This window comes from Rhizobium sp. A37_96 (assembly GCF_053521765.1).
On record NZ_JBNWDS010000028.1, the window covers coordinates 24,855 to 40,821 of the forward strand.

The 15,967-nt window shown below is 61.9% G+C and carries 12 protein-coding genes; 6 read left to right on the plus strand and 6 right to left on the minus strand.

Annotation, left to right across the window (positions count from 1 at the left end):
* The first annotated feature begins 48 nt into the window (after positions 1 to 48).
* Both ACQZ6J_RS32460 and ACQZ6J_RS32465 read left to right on the plus strand, forming a co-directional pair.
* Positions 49 to 993, plus strand: coding sequence for an acetamidase/formamidase family protein (locus ACQZ6J_RS32460; protein ID WP_449087046.1), 945 nt, complete (start codon positions 49 to 51; stop codon positions 991 to 993).
* Positions 990 to 2,672: an ABC transporter ATP-binding protein gene (locus ACQZ6J_RS32465; RefSeq protein WP_449087047.1), complete on the plus strand. Its 1,683-nt coding sequence runs from the start codon at positions 990 to 992 to the stop codon at positions 2,670 to 2,672. The genes ACQZ6J_RS32460 and ACQZ6J_RS32465 overlap by 4 nt, the downstream gene beginning before the upstream one ends.
* A gap of 145 nt (positions 2,673 to 2,817) precedes the next feature.
* On the opposite strand, the gene mcpU is transcribed toward ACQZ6J_RS32465, so the two are convergent.
* The 6 genes from mcpU to ACQZ6J_RS32495 all read right to left on the minus strand — a co-directional run bounded on the left by mcpU (position 2,818) and on the right by ACQZ6J_RS32495 (position 11,404).
* The gene (mcpU, locus tag ACQZ6J_RS32470) at positions 2,818 to 4,884 is read right to left on the minus strand and encodes a methyl-accepting chemotaxis protein McpU (RefSeq protein ID WP_449087057.1); all 2,067 of its coding nucleotides are present in this window, start codon (positions 4,882 to 4,884) and stop codon (positions 2,818 to 2,820) included.
* A 289-nt stretch (positions 4,885 to 5,173) separates the two neighbouring features.
* Positions 5,174 to 5,980 carry an MBL fold metallo-hydrolase gene (locus ACQZ6J_RS32475; RefSeq protein WP_449087048.1) on the minus strand — a complete coding sequence of 269 codons (807 nt, stop codon included), beginning with the start codon at positions 5,978 to 5,980 and terminating at the stop codon, positions 5,174 to 5,176.
* 170 nt (positions 5,981 to 6,150) lie between these two features.
* A complete protein-coding gene (locus ACQZ6J_RS32480; protein ID WP_449087049.1) occupies positions 6,151 to 6,951 on the minus strand; it encodes an inositol monophosphatase family protein in 801 nt (266 codons plus the stop codon).
* A gap of 36 nt (positions 6,952 to 6,987) precedes the next feature.
* Positions 6,988 to 8,052: an ABC transporter ATP-binding protein gene (locus ACQZ6J_RS32485; RefSeq protein ID WP_449087050.1), complete on the minus strand. Its 1,065-nt coding sequence runs from the start codon at positions 8,050 to 8,052 to the stop codon at positions 6,988 to 6,990.
* Positions 8,049 to 10,286 (minus strand): ABC transporter permease, encoded by a 2,238-nt coding sequence (locus ACQZ6J_RS32490; RefSeq protein ID WP_163990583.1) that lies wholly within the window; start codon positions 10,284 to 10,286, stop codon positions 8,049 to 8,051. Before ACQZ6J_RS32490 ends, ACQZ6J_RS32485 begins: the two co-directional genes overlap by 4 nt.
* Positions 10,287 to 10,375: 89 nt before the next feature.
* Positions 10,376 to 11,404, minus strand: coding sequence for an ABC transporter substrate-binding protein (locus ACQZ6J_RS32495; RefSeq protein ID WP_449087051.1), 1,029 nt, complete (start codon positions 11,402 to 11,404; stop codon positions 10,376 to 10,378).
* A gap of 184 nt (positions 11,405 to 11,588) precedes the next feature.
* Here ACQZ6J_RS32495 and ACQZ6J_RS32500 point away from each other — a divergent pair, with 184 nt between their 5' ends.
* The 4 genes from ACQZ6J_RS32500 to ACQZ6J_RS32515 all read left to right on the plus strand — a co-directional run bounded on the left by ACQZ6J_RS32500 (position 11,589) and on the right by ACQZ6J_RS32515 (position 15,912).
* Positions 11,589 to 12,590 (plus strand): LacI family DNA-binding transcriptional regulator, encoded by a 1,002-nt coding sequence (locus tag ACQZ6J_RS32500; RefSeq protein WP_449087052.1) that lies wholly within the window; start codon positions 11,589 to 11,591, stop codon positions 12,588 to 12,590.
* A gap of 198 nt (positions 12,591 to 12,788) precedes the next feature.
* Positions 12,789 to 14,474 carry a Na/Pi cotransporter family protein gene (locus ACQZ6J_RS32505; RefSeq protein ID WP_449087053.1) on the plus strand — a complete coding sequence of 562 codons (1,686 nt, stop codon included), beginning with the start codon at positions 12,789 to 12,791 and terminating at the stop codon, positions 14,472 to 14,474.
* Positions 14,467 to 14,955 carry an NUDIX hydrolase gene (locus ACQZ6J_RS32510; protein ID WP_449087054.1) on the plus strand — a complete coding sequence of 163 codons (489 nt, stop codon included), beginning with the start codon at positions 14,467 to 14,469 and terminating at the stop codon, positions 14,953 to 14,955. The genes ACQZ6J_RS32505 and ACQZ6J_RS32510 overlap by 8 nt, the downstream gene beginning before the upstream one ends.
* 201 nt (positions 14,956 to 15,156) lie before the next feature.
* Positions 15,157 to 15,912 carry an amino acid ABC transporter permease gene (locus ACQZ6J_RS32515; RefSeq protein WP_449087055.1) on the plus strand — a complete coding sequence of 252 codons (756 nt, stop codon included), beginning with the start codon at positions 15,157 to 15,159 and terminating at the stop codon, positions 15,910 to 15,912.
* Positions 15,913 to 15,967 lie beyond the last annotated feature (55 nt).

The window sequence follows — 15,967 nt, forward strand, 5'->3', positions numbered from 1 at the left end:
TCCGAGGGGGCGGGATGGCAATCAGCGGATTTGACCCCGGAGACCCTCATGTGCATCGCCTGCACCCACACCATTCATCGCGCACAACACAACTTTGGCTGGAACAAGGATTTTCCGCCGGCGCTGACGGCCAAGGCCGGCGAGACCATACTATTCGAATGCCTTGATTCCTCCGGCGGACAGCTGGGTGCCGACGCGACGTTGGAAACGCTCGTCAATCTGGACTTTGGCAAGATCAATCCCGTCTCCGGTCCGGTCTATGTCGAAGGCGCGGAGCCTGGCGATGCGCTCAAGGTGACCATCCGCAAGTTTCACCCGATCGGCCACGGCTGGACGGCGAATATTCCCGGTTTCGGCCTGCTGGCGGACCAGTTCAAGGAGCCGGCGCTGCACGTCTGGACCTATGACAGCGTCACCATGGCGCCATCCGCTTTCGGCCCCGGCGGCCGTGTGCCGCTCAAGCCTTTTACCGGAACGATCGGCGTGGCGCCTGCCGAACCCGGACTGCATTCCGTCGTGCCGCCGCGGCGCGTCGGCGGCAACTTGGATATCCGTGACCTGACCGCCGGCGTCACGCTCTATCTGCCCGTCGAAACGGAAGGTGCTCTTTTCTCGGTCGGCGATACGCATGCAGCCCAAGGGGATGGCGAGGTCTGCGGCACGGCCATCGAAAGCCAGATGAACGTCGAGCTCACCCTCGACCTCGTCAAGGGTGCGAACCTGCAGACGCCGCGCTTCACCACGACGGAGCCGGTAACCAGGCATCTCGACAGTGCCGGCTATGAGGTAACGACCGGCATCGGCCCGGATCTGATGACCGGCGCGCGCGAAGCGGTCATGCGCATGATCGATCTTCTTGTCGCCGAACATGGCCTCAAGCCTGTCGATGCCTACATGCTCTGCTCGGTATGCGGCGATCTCCGGATCAGCGAGATCGTCGATATGCCCAACTGGGTCGTGTCCTTCTACTTTCCAAGGATCGTCTTCGCGTGACCAGTCAAAGCGGCCGTCCAGCGGTTCTCTCCGTCCGCAATCTGAGCGTCGATGCAAGAACGCCGGAAGGGCTGAAGCGCATTCTCGACGACGTGAGCTTCGACCTGGAGCCAGGCAAGACGCTTTGTCTTGCCGGCGAATCCGGCTCGGGAAAATCGGTAACCTCGCTGTCCATCATGGGGTTGCTTCCCAAGACCTCGCTCAAGGTCGCCTCCGGCGAGATCCTGCTGGAGGGCCGCAATATCGTGGGCATTCCGCATCGCGCGCTTCGCCGGATCCGCGGCGGCGAGGTGGCGATGATCTTTCAGGAGCCGATGACGTCGCTCAATCCGGTGATGACCATCGGCGAGCAGCTTGTCGAGGCCATTCGCGAGCATCAGGCCGGCACTGCCGATAATGCCGCGCAGATTGCCAAGTCGATGCTCGACGCTGTTCATATCAACGATGCCGCCAGGCGCCTGAAGCAATATCCGCATGAGCTTTCGGGCGGCATGCGCCAGCGCGTGATGATCGCCATGGCGCTGTCCTGCCGCCCCAAGGTGCTGATTGCCGACGAGCCGACGACGGCGCTCGACGTCACCGTTCAGGCGCAGATCCTGACGCTGATGCGCGAGCTTCGCAGCGAGTTCAATACCTCGATCCTCCTGATCACCCATGACATGGGCGTCGTGGCGGAAATGGCCGATCGCGTCGCCATCATGCAGCATGGCCGTATCGTGGAGGAGGGCGATGCGCTCACCGTCTTCGGCGAGCCGACCCAGCCCTATACGCGGGAGCTGCTGGCCGCCGTGCCCCGGCTTGGGGCGCATGCCGGAACGGACGGGCCGCCGCGCGTATCGGATGCGCCGAGGCGAGCCGTGTCCGATACGCCCATTCTCGATGTTCAAAAGCTGAGCGTGACCTATGGCGCGAAGCGAGGTTTCTTCGGCAAGGGGGCGAGCAGCGCGCCGACCGTCAACGAGGTTTCCTTCGCGATCAAGGCCGGGCAGACGCTCGGATTGGTGGGAGAAAGCGGCTCCGGCAAGTCGACGACGGGCAAGGCAGTGCTCAATCTCATCGCTTTCGATGGCAGCGTGAAGATCGAAGGGCGCGAGGTCCAGGGACTATCGCCGGCAAAAATGCAGCCGACGCGTCGTGCCGCTCAGATGATTTTCCAGGACCCCTACGCCTCGCTCGATCCGCGTATGAATGTCGGCGCAGCGATCGCCGAGCCGCTGGTGATCCATGATGTCGGCAATGCCTCCGAACGCAGGGATCGTATCGCTGCGTTGCTGAAGCGCGTCGGGCTCACGCCGGACGCCGCGACCCGCTATCCGCACGAGTTTTCCGGCGGGCAGCGCCAGCGTATCTGTATTGCGCGCGCGCTTGCGCTGGAGCCAAAACTCATCGTTGCGGACGAAAGCGTGGCTGCACTGGATGTTTCGGTGCGCGCGCGCGTTCTCGACCTGATGCTTGAGCTGCAGGAGCAGATGGGCCTTGCCTATCTCTTCATCTCGCACGACATGGCCGTCATCGAGAAGATGTCGCATCACGTCGCGGTCATGCGCGGCGGCCGCATCGTCGAGATCGGCACGCGCCGGCAGGTGTTCGAGAATCCGGGCGACGACTACACGCGAAACCTGATGGCCGCGGTCCCCATCCCGGACCCGGCGCACTACAGGCAGGCGCGGCAAGGCTGATACCACGCGCCACATGAGCCGTGGAGGAGCGGTTCGGAGAGGATGCGAGCAACAGCTCACCGCTCGTTGTGCGAATGTCGAGTGTTGCCGCCCGCCTTCCTGCTTTCGCATTCAGGCGGGCGGAACTGGTTTCAGACTGTATTCTTCAGGCGGCGCGGCGCGTGCGCGCCTCACGGACGGCCTGTTCGGCAATGCGAAACTGAGCGAGCAATTCGTTCAGCGTGGCCGCCTCGGAAGCAAGGCCATGGCTTGCCGCCGTCTGTTCCTCGACCATTGCGGCGTTCTGCTGAGTGCCCTGGTCCATGGTGTTGACCGCGACGTTGATCTCCTGCAGGCCGGTCGACTGTTCGCGGGAAGACCGGACGATCGCCTCGATGTTCTGGTTGATCTCCTGGACATCGCGCACGATCACGTCGAGCGCTTCGCCCGTCTGGTTGACGAGGGTGACGCCGTTCTTGACCTGCTCGCCGGAGGCGGTGATCAAGGATTTGATTTCCTTGGCGGCCTGAGCGGAGCGCTGCGCCAGTTCGCGAACTTCCTGCGCAACCACGGCAAAGCCCTTGCCGGCTTCGCCCGCGCGGGCCGCTTCCACGCCGGCATTGAGGGCGAGCAGGTTCGTCTGGAAGGCGATATCGTCGATGACGCCGATGATGTTGGAGATTTCGCCCGACGACTTTTCGATCATGTTCATCGCGCCGACGGCCTTTTCGACAATCTCGCCGGATTTCTCCGCACCGCTGCGGGCGCGGGTGACGAGCTGACCGACTTCCTCGGCCCGGCGGGCGCTGTCCTTGACCGTGGTCGTGATTTCCTCAAGCGCTGCGGCAGTCTCTTCGACGGAAGCCGCCTGCTGTTCGGTACGCCGCGCAAGGTTGTCGGCAGCCGAGCGGATTTCCGTCGCGCCGGTGTCGATTGCCCGTGCATTGCGGCCAACGGTAGCCATGGCGTCGTGCAGTCGCGCGACCGATGTATTGAAATCGGTCCGCAGGCGGTCGAGATCGCCGACGAAAGGAGTCGTGATGCGATGCACCAGATCGCCGTTTGCCAAACGACCAAGTCCATCGGCAAGCGAATGCACGGCGGAGGCGATCTGCTCTTCCTCGCTGGCCTTCAGCGCTTCGCGCTCCCGGCGCTCCTGCTCGCTGAGCATGCGTGTTTCCTCGGCCTCCTTCGTCAGGCGGCCTCGCTGGATCATATTGTCCCGGAAGACGGCAACGGCTGCTGCCATGCGTCCAAGCTCGTCCTTCCTGTCGGTCCCCGGTATTTCGGCGGAGACGTCACCGCCTGCAAGCCGGCCCATGGCGCTCGTCATCTGCAGCACAGGGCGCACGACGAGGCTCGACAGCAGGGCAGCCAGTACGATGATCAGCGTGACGACGCCGATGACGGTCGCGACCGTGGCGGCGATACGGAACTTGGCGATGCTGGCGAATGCCATGTCGCGGTCTATCTGAACTCCCAGATACCAATCGGAGCGCGGCAGGCCTTCGATGGGCAGGAAGCTGACGAGAACGGGCTTGCCGTTGAAGGTCGTCTCGGAAATGCCGGAACCGATCGTCGGCGTCGCTTGCGGAAACGCGTCCGTGAGCTTCTTGGTGACCAGCTGCTGGTCCTGGTGGACGAGAATGGTTCCGTCGTTCTTGATCAGGAAGGCCGATCCTTTCCCGCCCATCGTGACCGCCTTGATCATGGAAACCAGCGAGCCAAGGGAGAAATCGCTGGCGGCAACGCCGAACAGCTTGCCGTCGCGCTTGACCGGCATGGCGGCGCTGATGATCAGATTGCCCGTCGAGGCGTCGTTGTAGGGATCGGTCAGGACCAGCTTGTCGGCCTGCACCGCATCCTTGTACCAGGGGCGCTTGCGCGGATCGTAACCTGCCGGAAGCTCCTGGTTGGGGACGCTGGTGAAAGCGCCTTGCTCATCGCCCACGTAGGTTGACATGAACTCCCGTAACAGCACGGGATTGTCGAAGGCGCTGGCGATAGCAGCTGGATTTCCGGCCTTGGCGGCGGCGTTGGCTGCGAGCTCGGTCAGCATGACGCGCGCATTCAACCAGTTCGAAATGCTCTGGGACGCCTGCAGGCCGGAGGATTCGATTTCTCCCTTGACCGCGTCGTGGGCGACGCCGCGCTGGAGACTGTCGATATAGATTGAAAAGCCGCAGAGGGCGGCAATGACAACCAGTGATGCCACCACCAGTATCTTCGTCATCAAATTGAAACGGGTCTGCACGGGATCGGTCCCTATAAGTTGTCCGGTAGGTTGATGATCGCGGAAATCAAGAAGCCGGACGCGCCAAACGACATGGTCATTCCCAGCAAATGCCGTCATGGCGCCGCGCATGCCTTAATGAGACATGCGGTCAGATATGATGCAGAAGCGTTAAGGTGTCTTTAATCACGATGGATCGCGGGCCTCGCGATGGAAACCGCGGTGCGATTTATGAAAGACTGGCCGGCGGGATCCATATCGAAGATGGCATTCGAAGCGGATTGAAACCCTAGCTGGCGATCGCTTCCAGATATCTCTCCGCGGAGCGCTCCACGATGCGATTGCCGTCGTTCTCGATCGTTCGACCCGGGAATGCGCCGTAGATGGCTTCAAACCGGTATGGCCGCACCGCCTGCGCAATCGCCTTCACGGCCTTGGCGTTGAGGGGAACGAGGTTGGGGTAGCTGCGCATGAAGCTGACATATCGCCGATCCATGGTCACCTGCATGGTGTCGCCGACGAAGAGGGCGCCGCGCCTATCTTCGAGCCATGGGCAATGCAACACCGCGCTGCCCTCGAAATGTCCGCCGCAACGGATCATGATGGCCGGGCCTATCTCCAGCGACTCTCCCGTTAAGGGGCGAAGCGCAGCGGTGGTTCTCTGCACCCATCGACCATCGTCGGCGTGAATATGGATCGGCGCGTTGCCGAAGGCCGCACTCCATTCGATCATCGATGCATAGAAATGCGGGTGGGAGATCGCGATCGCACTCAGGCCGCCCATGGCGACAATCCGGGCTTTGCTGGCCTCGTCGATGAGGCTGAGGCAGTCCCAGAGGATGTTGCCCTCCGGTGTCTCGATCAGGAAGGCGCGCTGGCCGATGCCGAAATCGGGCGAGATCTGCAGGCTGTGAATGCCCTTTGCCTCTTCCTTCCAGACGATACCATGCGTCGCGCGAAGGGTTGTCATGTTGGTCCATTGCTGCCCCGATTGCGGTACGAACTGGCGATCGTCCTCGCAGATGGGGCAGGTTCGTGGAGGCTCGATGCTTTCGTCGAACTGCGTGCCGCAAGCGGCACAGATAAAACAGGTCATCATCAGATCCTCGCCAATCCGCTCTCCCGGATCAAGCCGGAAATGCTCGCAGCGCCGCTACCCACGGGCTATCTGTCATATTGGCGCAATCGAGCCGAGTTCCAGGCTGGGGTGAACTGCGACTTGCCATTTCGGACGGTCGCAGCTCTGTCGGGATATCGGCGTCGGCTTTAAACGCCGGCGATCTTTCGCAAATCGTCGATCGCGCCGGGCGCTGCGCCGAGAACCACCGATCCCTTGGTCAGGCGTTCGCCTTCGGTCGGGAAAGGATGGTACCAGCCGCCGGCCTCCTTCACGAGGCAATAGCCGGCAAGGCAATCCCAGGCGTGCATATAGGGTTCGTAGTAGCCGACGAGGCGTCCGGCCGCGACATAGGCGAGCATCAGCGCACCCGAGCCGTTGCGGATGAAGTTGCCACCGGCCTCCAGGACCTGCTCGACCATTTTCGCGACGAAGGCTGGGGTGACGTGATTGTTGGCGCCGATCCCGGTCACGGCGTTGCGGATGTTGCGGGTGTCATCGAGCTTGAGGCTCTTGCCGTTGAGGGTGGCGCCCTTGCCGAGCGCGGCGACGTAAAGCTCGTCGTGGCAGGGCGCCGAGATGACGCCGATCACCGGAATGCCGTCGTGCAGCACGGCGATGGAAACGCACCAGTTGGGCATGCCATTGACGAAGGGGCTTGTCCCGTCGATCGGGTCGACGACCCAGGTGTAGCCGGACGTGCCCGTTTCAAGCCCATACTCTTCGCCGAGAATACTGTCATGAGGGTAAGCCTCGTGGATGCGGGCGCGGATGAGATTTTCGACGTCCCGGTCGGCGATCGAGACGACATCCTGCAGGTCGCGCTTGGTTTCGATGACCAGCGTCTCGCGGCGTTTGAAATAGTCGAGAGCGAGTTTTCCTGCTTCGCGGCCAATCGCTTCGGCCAGCGCAAGACGTGTTTCGAGATCGGCGGGAGATGCGGATGTCATTCAATAGGTCCTTGATCGTCTGATGTTTGACGGCGTTTAGCCGCCGATGACTGCGATGCCGCGATCCTTGAAGCTGATCGTGACGTCCGTGCGGGGAGGGAGGGCTGCATCGACGGTCGCGTCGACGACGAAGAGGGAGCCGCGATCGGTCTGCACCTCATATTCGACATGATCGCCGAGATAGGCGGAATGGACGATCTGGCCGTTGAACGGGCCGTCACCAGTTCTTGGTGTCAGCATGATGGCGTTCGGTCTGACGGCAAGCTGAGCCGGCCCCGGCCTGACTGCGCGGCCGTTCACCTGGTGGCGCAGCCCCTCGATCGCAATCGTTGCGCTGTTGCCGTCGGTTTCGACGATGTCGCAGGGCATGACGTTGGCCTCGCCCATGAAATCGGCGATGAAGGCGGAGGCCGGCGCATCGTAAAGCTCGCGCGGTGCGCCTTGCTGCGCGATCCCACCCTCCTTCATGACGATGATGCGGTCGGAGACGGCGAGCGCCTCGTCCTGGTCATGGGTGACGTAGACGGCGGTAAAGCCGAGGCGCTGCTGCAATTCGCGGATGTCCGTCCTGACGCGCCGGCGCAGGCGGGCATCGAGATTGGAGAGCGGTTCGTCGAGAAGCAGCACCTGGGGTTCGACGACGAGGGCGCGGGCGACGGCGACACGCTGCTGCTGGCCGCCGGAGAGTTCGGCGGGAAGGCGTGCGCCCATGCCGGCCAGGCCGACGAGGCTGAGGGCGCCTTCCGCCTTCTCGCGCGCTTCTCTGCGTCTCATGCCGGAGGATTCGAGCCCGTAGGCGACATTGTCGAGCGCCGTCATGTGCGGAAACAAAGCATAGCTCTGGAAGACCATCGAAACGTCGCGCTCGTTGGCCGGGAGCATGGTGACATCCTTGCCGCCGATCAGGATACGGCCGGAGGAGGGATGCTCGAGCCCCGCCAGCATGCGAAGCGTCGTCGTCTTGCCGCAGCCGGAAGGGCCGAGCAGGGTCACAAGCGTTCCCGGCTCGATGGTGAGCGACAGATCGGGGATGGCGGTGAACGCGCCAAAGGTCTTGCGGACATTCTCGAAGACGACGGAACCGGGAGCCTTCGGGTTCATGCGGTTTTCTCCTGAGCGAGGGATGCGGAGGTTGTCGGTGATGGCGTCATGGCGACACGGTTCACGCGCCGCAACCGCCTTTCGCCGACGAGCAGCTGGAAGCCGGCGATGATGGTAATCATGACGACGATGAGAGCGGAGGAATAAGCGATCGCGACGCCGTATTCGCCGTTTTCGACCAGGCCGACGATATAGGCCGTGGACATATTGTACTGGGCGCTGACGAGGAAGATGACCGCGCTGATAGAGGTGATGGCGCGCACGAAGGAATAGACCAGCGCTGCGTTGATCGCCGGCCGGAGCAACGGCAGGATCACTTTCCGTATGGTGCGCAGGCTGTTGGCCCGCAGCGTCAGCGATGCCTCGTCGAGGCTCTTGTCGAGCTGGCTCATGGCGGCCACGCCGCCGCGAACGCCAACCGGCATGTTGCGGAACACGAAGCAGGCGACGAGGATCAGGGCGGTTCCGGTCATTTCCAGCGGCGGCAGGTTGAAGGCCATGATGTAGCTGATGCCGATGACCGTGCCGGGGATGGCGAAGCTCATCATCAGTGCGAACTCGAACAGGCCGCGACCGACGAACTTCTGGCGCACGATCAGATAGGCGGTGAGCAGGCCGACGGCGGCCGTCAGCGGCGCGGAGATCAGCGCGATTTCCATCGTCGTCCAGAAAGAGTTCCAGGCGACGCCGCTCCAGGCAAGGCCGCCATCGTCGCGCAGGCCGATCGAGAAAGCCTTGACGTAATGCTCGACCGTTAGCGTGTTGTCGAGGCCCCAGGTCCGCACGAAGCCGCCGAAGAGGATCATGACATAGACGACGACGGTAAAGAGCATCCAGGGAATGACAAGCGCGTGGACCGCGATCGAGAGGCCTCGGGGCAAGGCGGCGTGCGCACCTGAATCGCCCTTGCCTGTCACCGTCGCGAAGCTCTTGCCTTGCAGCCAGAGGCGCTGGGCAAGGAATGCGCTCAGCGTAAAGACGAGCAGGATCATGGCGAGGACCGCGGCGCGAGACGGGTCGTTCTGCGCCCCGACGACACTGAAGAAGATCTCGGTCGACAGAACGCCATGGCTGCCGCCGAGCACCATCGGATTGCCGAAGTCGGCCATGCTCTCGATGAAGCCGATCAGGAAGGCATTTGCGAGACCCGGCTTCATCAACGGCAGCGATACCCGCCAGAAGGTGCGCCAGCGATTGGCACGCAGGGTCTGCGACGCCTCTTCCATCGACGGGCTGACGCCTTCGACCACGCCGATGAGAACGAGAAAGGAAATCGGCGTGAAGGAAAGGACTTGCGCGATCCATATGCCGGTCAGGCCGTAAAGCCAGCGGCTGGGCTCCGTTCCGAAGAGCGACGAGGCCAGCTGGGTGACGACGCCCGCCCGCCCGAACAGGAGGGTGAGGGCAAGCCCGACCACGAAGGGGGGCGTGATGATCGGCAGGATCGTCAGGAGCCTCAGCCCCTTCTTGAAGGGAAAGCGGGTGCGGGTCGCAACGAGCGCGAAGCAGAGACCGAGCAGCGTCGATCCTCCCGCCGTCAGGATGGCGAGCCAGAGCGTGCGCCAGGCAACGCCGCAACGGTCGCCGCCGACGATGCAGCTGAGGCTCCAGATCGATGGGTCCTGGATGTTCGTCGTGAAGCCGCTGGGATCGAACGAGCCGTCGAATGACTGGAAGGCGCCGACGAACATGCTGCCGACGGGATAGAATACGAAGATCGCGACCAGCACGATCAGCATCGTGATGGAACTGACGACGAAGGCGTCGCCCTTCATCACGCCGCGCTCCGCAAGACCGAAGGAAAAGAGCAGGACAAAGACGATGCCAAGCGTGATCGCGCCGGCGCCCATGGCCGGCTGGCCGTCCGCCAGGGCTCCGAACATGGTTTCGCTAATCGCCCAGGCCCAGCCCGCGGAGGTGATGGCAAGCCCTTGCAGGGCCAGAAAGACAAAACCCAACGCCCCGGCAAAGGCCATGAGCGCGCCGCGCCGCATCGGACTGGAAACGAAGCGCGCGATGCCGCCAAGCACGAAAAGCCCGGCGGCAATCGCGAGCCACCATCGACCATAGCTGGAGATTTGCAGGATTCCAGGCGCTGTGGAGGGGTCGCGAGGAAAGCTGCTCAACCAGCCAAAGCCGAAGAAGCCGTCCTCGATGCGATACCATGGGAGTAGTATCAGGGCGGCGATGCCGAGAATAAGCGCAATATCCAGCCGGCGTTTGCTATTGGTCATGGTCGGATTCGCATCCCATTCAGCAGAATTTGGAGACTATGCCGGCCGGATGCGTGCGTATCCGGCCGGCACGACGGTCAAGGGGCCGGTCAGTTGGCCTTGGCGCCGATTTCCTTGTCCCATCGGGCAAGCAAGGCCTTGCGGATCGTGGGATCGCCGTACTTCTTGAAGTCGTAGTCGATCAGCTTGATCTCCTCGAACTTCGGGGCCTCCTTCGGAACCTCGGCCGATTTGTTGGAGGGAAGCTGATAGGATTTGGCGTCCTTCATATGCGATTGCGCCTCGGCACTCAGCGCCCAGTCGTACCATTTCTTGGCGTTCTCGAGGTTTCTGGCGCCCTTGATGATGGACATGGAGCCGATCTCGTAGCCGGTGCCCTCGCAGGGAGCGACCGCCTTGATGGGGAAGCCTTCGACGGTCTGGGCGACGGCGTCATGCATGAAGACGATGCCGATGGTCGCCTCTCCTCGGGCCGCCGCCTTTACCGGCGCCGAGCCTGATTTCGTATATTGCGAGATATTGGCATTGAGCTTCGAGAGATAGTCGAAAGCCTTGTCCTCGCCCATGATCTGCACGAGCGTCGCAAGCGTATTGTAGGACGTTCCGGACGAATTCGGATTAGCGATCTGGATCTCGCCCTTGTAGGAAGGGTCGGTCAGGTCAGCCCAGCACTTTGGCTCCTTCAGGCCCTTTTTCTTCAGGATCTCGCTGTTGTATCCCCAGCCGAGCGCGCCGGCGTAGACGCCGACCGTGCGGAAGTTGGCGCTTTCGGCCTGCTTCTTTGCCCAGTCCTGCAATTGATCGAACAATGGTGATTTGTATTCGAGGGTCAGGCCTTCGGCCGCCGCCTGCAGATGCGGGTCGCCGGTTCCGGCCCACCAGATATCCGTCTTCGGATTGCGCGCCTCGGCGCGGATCTTGGCATAGGTTTCCCCGGCGGAAAGCCGGACCATGTTGACCTTGATGTCGCTCTGTTTCTCGAACAGCCCCTTCATCAGGTCGCAGACTTCCGGATCTGCCGAGCAGATTACATTCAGATCGCCCGCGGCATGCGCCGACCAGGCAACAAAAGATACTCCCGCGGCAAGGGCTGCCGCGGCCACATTGACCAATCGCATGATGTCCTCCTGCTTTTGCGGCGCCTCCACGCCGAGCGCTTCTTGCAAGCGTGTGCAAATGCTGCATTGGTTGGCTTGCCATGTCAACCAGCGCTGTCATAAAAGTTTCACAATACTGACATGATTGCTGTATTGCACGCGATTGCAAACTATGCTGAAGTTCATCAGCGAATAGGGAGGCACCGTGTCGCAACGAGATTTTGTCAGCGCTGAAGAAGTGGCGCAGCGGGCGGGTGTTTCGCGCTCGGCTGTGTCTCGCGCATTCACCCCCGGCGCCAGCGTATCCGAGGCCACGCGGCAAAAGGTTCTGCAGGCGGCGGAAGAGCTCGGCTATCAGGTCAATCATCTCGCCCGCGGGCTGATGCGCAACGAGAGCGGCATCGTCTGCCTGATCGTTTCCGATGTCGCGACGCCCTACCGCTCCGCCCTGTTGCGGGAACTGACCTTGCAGCTGCAGCTTGCGGGGAAGGTGGCGATGCTGATCAATACGGACCGCTCGGACGGCAGCGTCAACAAGGCGCTGCAGCAGGCGATCCGATATCGCGCTGACGCGTCCGTCATCCTGTCGGGCCTGCCGGACAAATCGATCACGCAGCTCTGTCTGCGCAGCGGGCAAAGGCTCGTGCTGATCAATCGCGACGAGGATCAGTCAGGCCCGCTACACATCAATCTCGACGACCGCGAGGCGGCAGCGCGCGTCGTCACGGCCTTTGTCAGAGCGGGCTGCAGCCGGCTCGCCTTTGCCAACTCGGAAGCCGGCACGCCGAGCCTCATGGCAAGGGAAGAGGGTTTCATCGCCGCCGCCCGGGATCATGGCCTGGAGGTCGTCGTCGAGCGGCACGGCTGGACCGGATACGAGGCCGGCCGCGTCCTGGCGCGGCGTCTGCTGACCCGCAAGGAGCGGCCCGATGCGGTCTTCTGCGCAACGGATCTGCTGGCCTGCGGTTTCATGGATGCCGCCCGCCATCAGTTTTCGCTTTCCATTCCGCAGCAGCTCTGCGTCGTCGGCTTCGACGACATCGAGCAGGCCTCCTGGTCTTCCTACCGGTTGACCACATTCTCGCAGCCGGTTGCGGCAATTGCGCGCGAGGCGGTGACCTGGCTTTCGGAGAATGGCGTCGTGCAGGGCAAATCGTTGCGGCTGCACTCCGATCTTGTCTGGCGTGATTCGGTCAGAGGCGGATGACCACGAGTTTATAACAGAAGATTTTATGCTCTATCCTTCTGTTTATAAATGAGAAAATAAATTTTATGACAGTTTTGTGACAATGCGTCTTGAAAAAGATGCAAAGAGGGAGAAACATAGTCGGCTAACGAAAGTTTAGCTTATCGTGATATTGTCGTCCGGCATTCTCCGGGCATCGCAAGCATACGGAGGACCGCTATGGCGCTTATACTCGGCCTTGTCGCTCTGGCAGGCCACATCGCCCTTCTGCTTTGGGGCACGCGCATGGTCCAGACCGGCATCCAGCGCGCTTTCGGCCCCGATCTTCGCTCCTTTCTCGGCCGCGCGCTCAGCAATCGCATGAAGGCGTTTTTTGCCGGGATCGGCGTCACCGCCATTCTGCAGAGCAGCACGGCCACCGGCCTGATGGCGTCGGGTTTTGCCGCGGGCGGGCTGGTGGATCTGGTGCCGGCGCTTGCCGTGATGCTGGGCGCCAACGTCGGGACGACCCTGATCGTCCAGGTTCTGTCCTTCGATGTCGCCGCCGCGTCGCCCGCCCTCATCCTGATCGGCGTCCTGATGTTCCGCCGCACCGGAAATTCGCGCGTGCACGATCTCGGGCGCGTCATGATCGGGCTCGGCTTCATGCTTCTGGCGCTGCACCAGCTGCTCGACCTGATGACGCAGTATGAAGGATCGACGGCGCTGGCCTATGTGCTGGATGCCATCGCGTCGACCCCGGTTCTCAGCCTGCTTCTGGCCGCGATCCTGACCTGGGCGGCGCATTCCAGCGTTGCCGTGGTGCTGCTCATCATGTCTCTGGCAAGCAAGGGTCTCGTCAACGTCGATCAGGCCTTTGCCCTCGTTCTCGGCGCCAATCTCGGAACGGCGATCAATCCGTTGATCGAAGGGCAATCGGGCGCCGATCTGTCCGTCAAGCGGCTGCCCATCGGCAACATGCTGACGCGCATTGTCGGCGTGGCCGCGATGATCGGTCTGCTCGAGCCGGCGACGCGCCTTTCGGCCATGATAGACAGCGACAGCGCCCGTGCCGTCGCCAATTTCCATAGTGCCTTCAATATCGTTCTGGCGGTGGTGTTCATGCCGCTCCTGCGGCCCTATGCCGATCTGCTGACGAGATTGCTGCCGCAGAAGATCGACGAGGCCGATCCGACACGGCCGAGATATCTCGATCCGGCCGCCAAGGAAACGCCTGTCGTCGCTCTCGGTGCCGCGGCGCGGGAGGCATTGAGACTGGTCGATGTGCTGTCGGAAATGCTTGCCGGCGCAAAACTGGCGCTCTCCGACACCGATCGAAAAGCCCTCACACGCCTGCGCTCGCTGGACAATATCCTCGACAGCCTCAATACGGCGGTAAAAACCTATCTGACCTCGATCGATCCCGATGAACTCGGCGAAGCCGACAGGCGGCGCCTGAACGAGATATTGCTGTTCTCGATGAACATGGAGCATGCCGGCGATGTGCTCGACCAGAACCTTCTGCCGCATCTGGCCAAACGCCTGCGCCGGGGCTTGAGTTTCTCGAAGGAAGGCCAGTTCGAGCTGGCAAGGCTGTTCGACCGATTGCAATCGAACCTGCAGACGACGGCAGCCTTGTTCATGACGCAAAACGAGAGTGCCGCCCGTATGCTGGCGCAGGAAAAGGTTATCTTCCGCAAGGCGGAGCGCGAGGGCACGGAGGCTCATTTCCAGCGCTTGCGCCAGGGTGGCATCGAGACCGCCGAGACCAGCTCGCTTCACCTCGACCTGCTGCGCGATCTCAAGCAGATCAATTCCCACTTCGTCGCCGCTGCCGCCTATCCTGTCCTGGAAGAGCGCGGCGAACTCTTGCAGAGCCGGACGCCAAGCCCGCTCCCACAGGCAGCCGTGACAGCGAATGAATAAAAAGACCTATCTCAGCCGCCTGGCAGGCGAGGCGGAAAAGCTCTTCGCCGGCCGCTCGATCGAGCAATACGCCGCGATCTGCTACAGGCGCCTGCCGGGGCGGAAGGATGTCGAGATCCTGCTGATCACATCGCGCGAAAGCGGCCGGTGGGTGATCCCCAAAGGGTGGCCGATGGACAAGAAGCTTCCGCATCAGGTCGCCGAACGCGAGGCCTGGGAGGAGGCCGGGGTCAAGGGAAAGGCCAAGAAGAAAAGCTTCGGCTACTACACCTATCTGAAGTCTCTCGATACCGGCGAGACCGTTCCTTCGGTCGTTCAGGTCCATCTTCTCGAGGTTTCCGGATTGGACGAGCGCTTTCCGGAACGCGGCCAGCGCCAGCTTCGATGGTTCTCGCCAAATGAGGCGGCAGCCAATGTCCGCGAGCCGGAACTTAAAGGCCTTCTGCGCACGGTCGAGACAGCGCTTGCGCAGGAGAAGTGAGGGAAAGGCCAGCCCCCGCAAATCCACCAGCATCCCGATCCGTGCCCGGTTCCCGGCGGAATATTGCCGTCATCATTGAAGATTTATGCGTGAAGCGCATAAATCGCATGTTCAAATCTCGTTTGCGGATGAATTCAAAAGCAACGTAAATTTTCCCCACCAGAAAACGGAAGCTCACCAACGAGCTCAGGGGATCGAAATTTGACCAATTCAGCGCCACTCGACGTGAATGCGCTCGTGATCGTGCCGCAGCGAAAAATCGGCACCAAGATCATGGCGGCGATATGCATCATCCTCCTTCTCCTGTTGGCGAGAGCCTTCTGGAAGGGCGATATTGCCTGGGAATATGTCGGAGAAAACTTCTTCTCCCGGTCCGTCATGACAGGGGTCGGCAATACGATCGTCATGACCTTCTGCGCCATGATCGTCGGGATCGTTCTCGGCGTCGTCGCGGCCATCATGCGCATGTCCGACAATCCGGTCCTGCGCAGTATTTCCGTCGGCTATGTCTGGCTCTTCCGCGGCACGCCGGCGCTCCTGCAGCTTCTCCTTTGGTTCAATCTCGCCCTGATCTTCCCGACGATCGGCATTCCGGGCGTTCTTTCCGTTCGAACGGTCGACATCATGACGCCGTTCGTCGCCGCCCTTCTCGGCCTTGGCATTCAGCAGGGCGCCTATACGGCCGAAGTCGTGCGCGCCGGCCTTCTGTCGATCGACAAGGGGCAGATGGAAGCCGCGCAGTCGATCGGCATGACGAAACTGCGAGCGACGCTGAAAGTCGTGTTGCCGCAGGCCATGCGCGTCATCGTTCCGCCGATCGGGAACGAGACGATCGGCATGGTGAAGCTGACCTCGCTTGCCAGCGTCATTCAATATTCCGAAGTGCTGAAAAACGTCGAGGACATCTACTATGTGAGAGCGGCGGTGCAAAAACCTACCACGGTAGCGGCGGGATAGTCCCGCTTCGGGCGGCGTAAAAGTCGGCCACCTATTTACCTTTTGCAATCATTGC

What these genes read in the sequence shown, in the direction of transcription:
- ACQZ6J_RS32510 (WP_449087054.1), top strand. Translation starts at nt 14,467, where the DNA reads ATGAATAAAAAGACCTATCTCAGCCGCCTGGCAGGCGAGGCGGAAAAG.
- ACQZ6J_RS32460 (WP_449087046.1), top strand. Translation starts at nt 49, where the DNA reads ATGTGCATCGCCTGCACCCACACCATTCATCGCGCACAACACAACTTT.
- ACQZ6J_RS32490 (WP_163990583.1), bottom strand. Translation starts at nt 10,286, where the DNA reads ATGACCAATAGCAAACGCCGGCTGGATATTGCGCTTATTCTCGGCATC.
- ACQZ6J_RS32475 (WP_449087048.1), bottom strand. Translation starts at nt 5,980, where the DNA reads ATGACCTGTTTTATCTGTGCCGCTTGCGGCACGCAGTTCGACGAAAGC.
- ACQZ6J_RS32480 (WP_449087049.1), bottom strand. Translation starts at nt 6,951, where the DNA reads ATGACATCCGCATCTCCCGCCGATCTCGAAACACGTCTTGCGCTGGCC.
- ACQZ6J_RS32505 (WP_449087053.1), top strand. Translation starts at nt 12,789, where the DNA reads ATGGCGCTTATACTCGGCCTTGTCGCTCTGGCAGGCCACATCGCCCTT.
- mcpU (WP_449087057.1), bottom strand. Translation starts at nt 4,884, where the DNA reads ATGACGAAGATACTGGTGGTGGCATCACTGGTTGTCATTGCCGCCCTC.
- ACQZ6J_RS32495 (WP_449087051.1), bottom strand. Translation starts at nt 11,404, where the DNA reads ATGCGATTGGTCAATGTGGCCGCGGCAGCCCTTGCCGCGGGAGTATCT.
- ACQZ6J_RS32485 (WP_449087050.1), bottom strand. Translation starts at nt 8,052, where the DNA reads ATGAACCCGAAGGCTCCCGGTTCCGTCGTCTTCGAGAATGTCCGCAAG.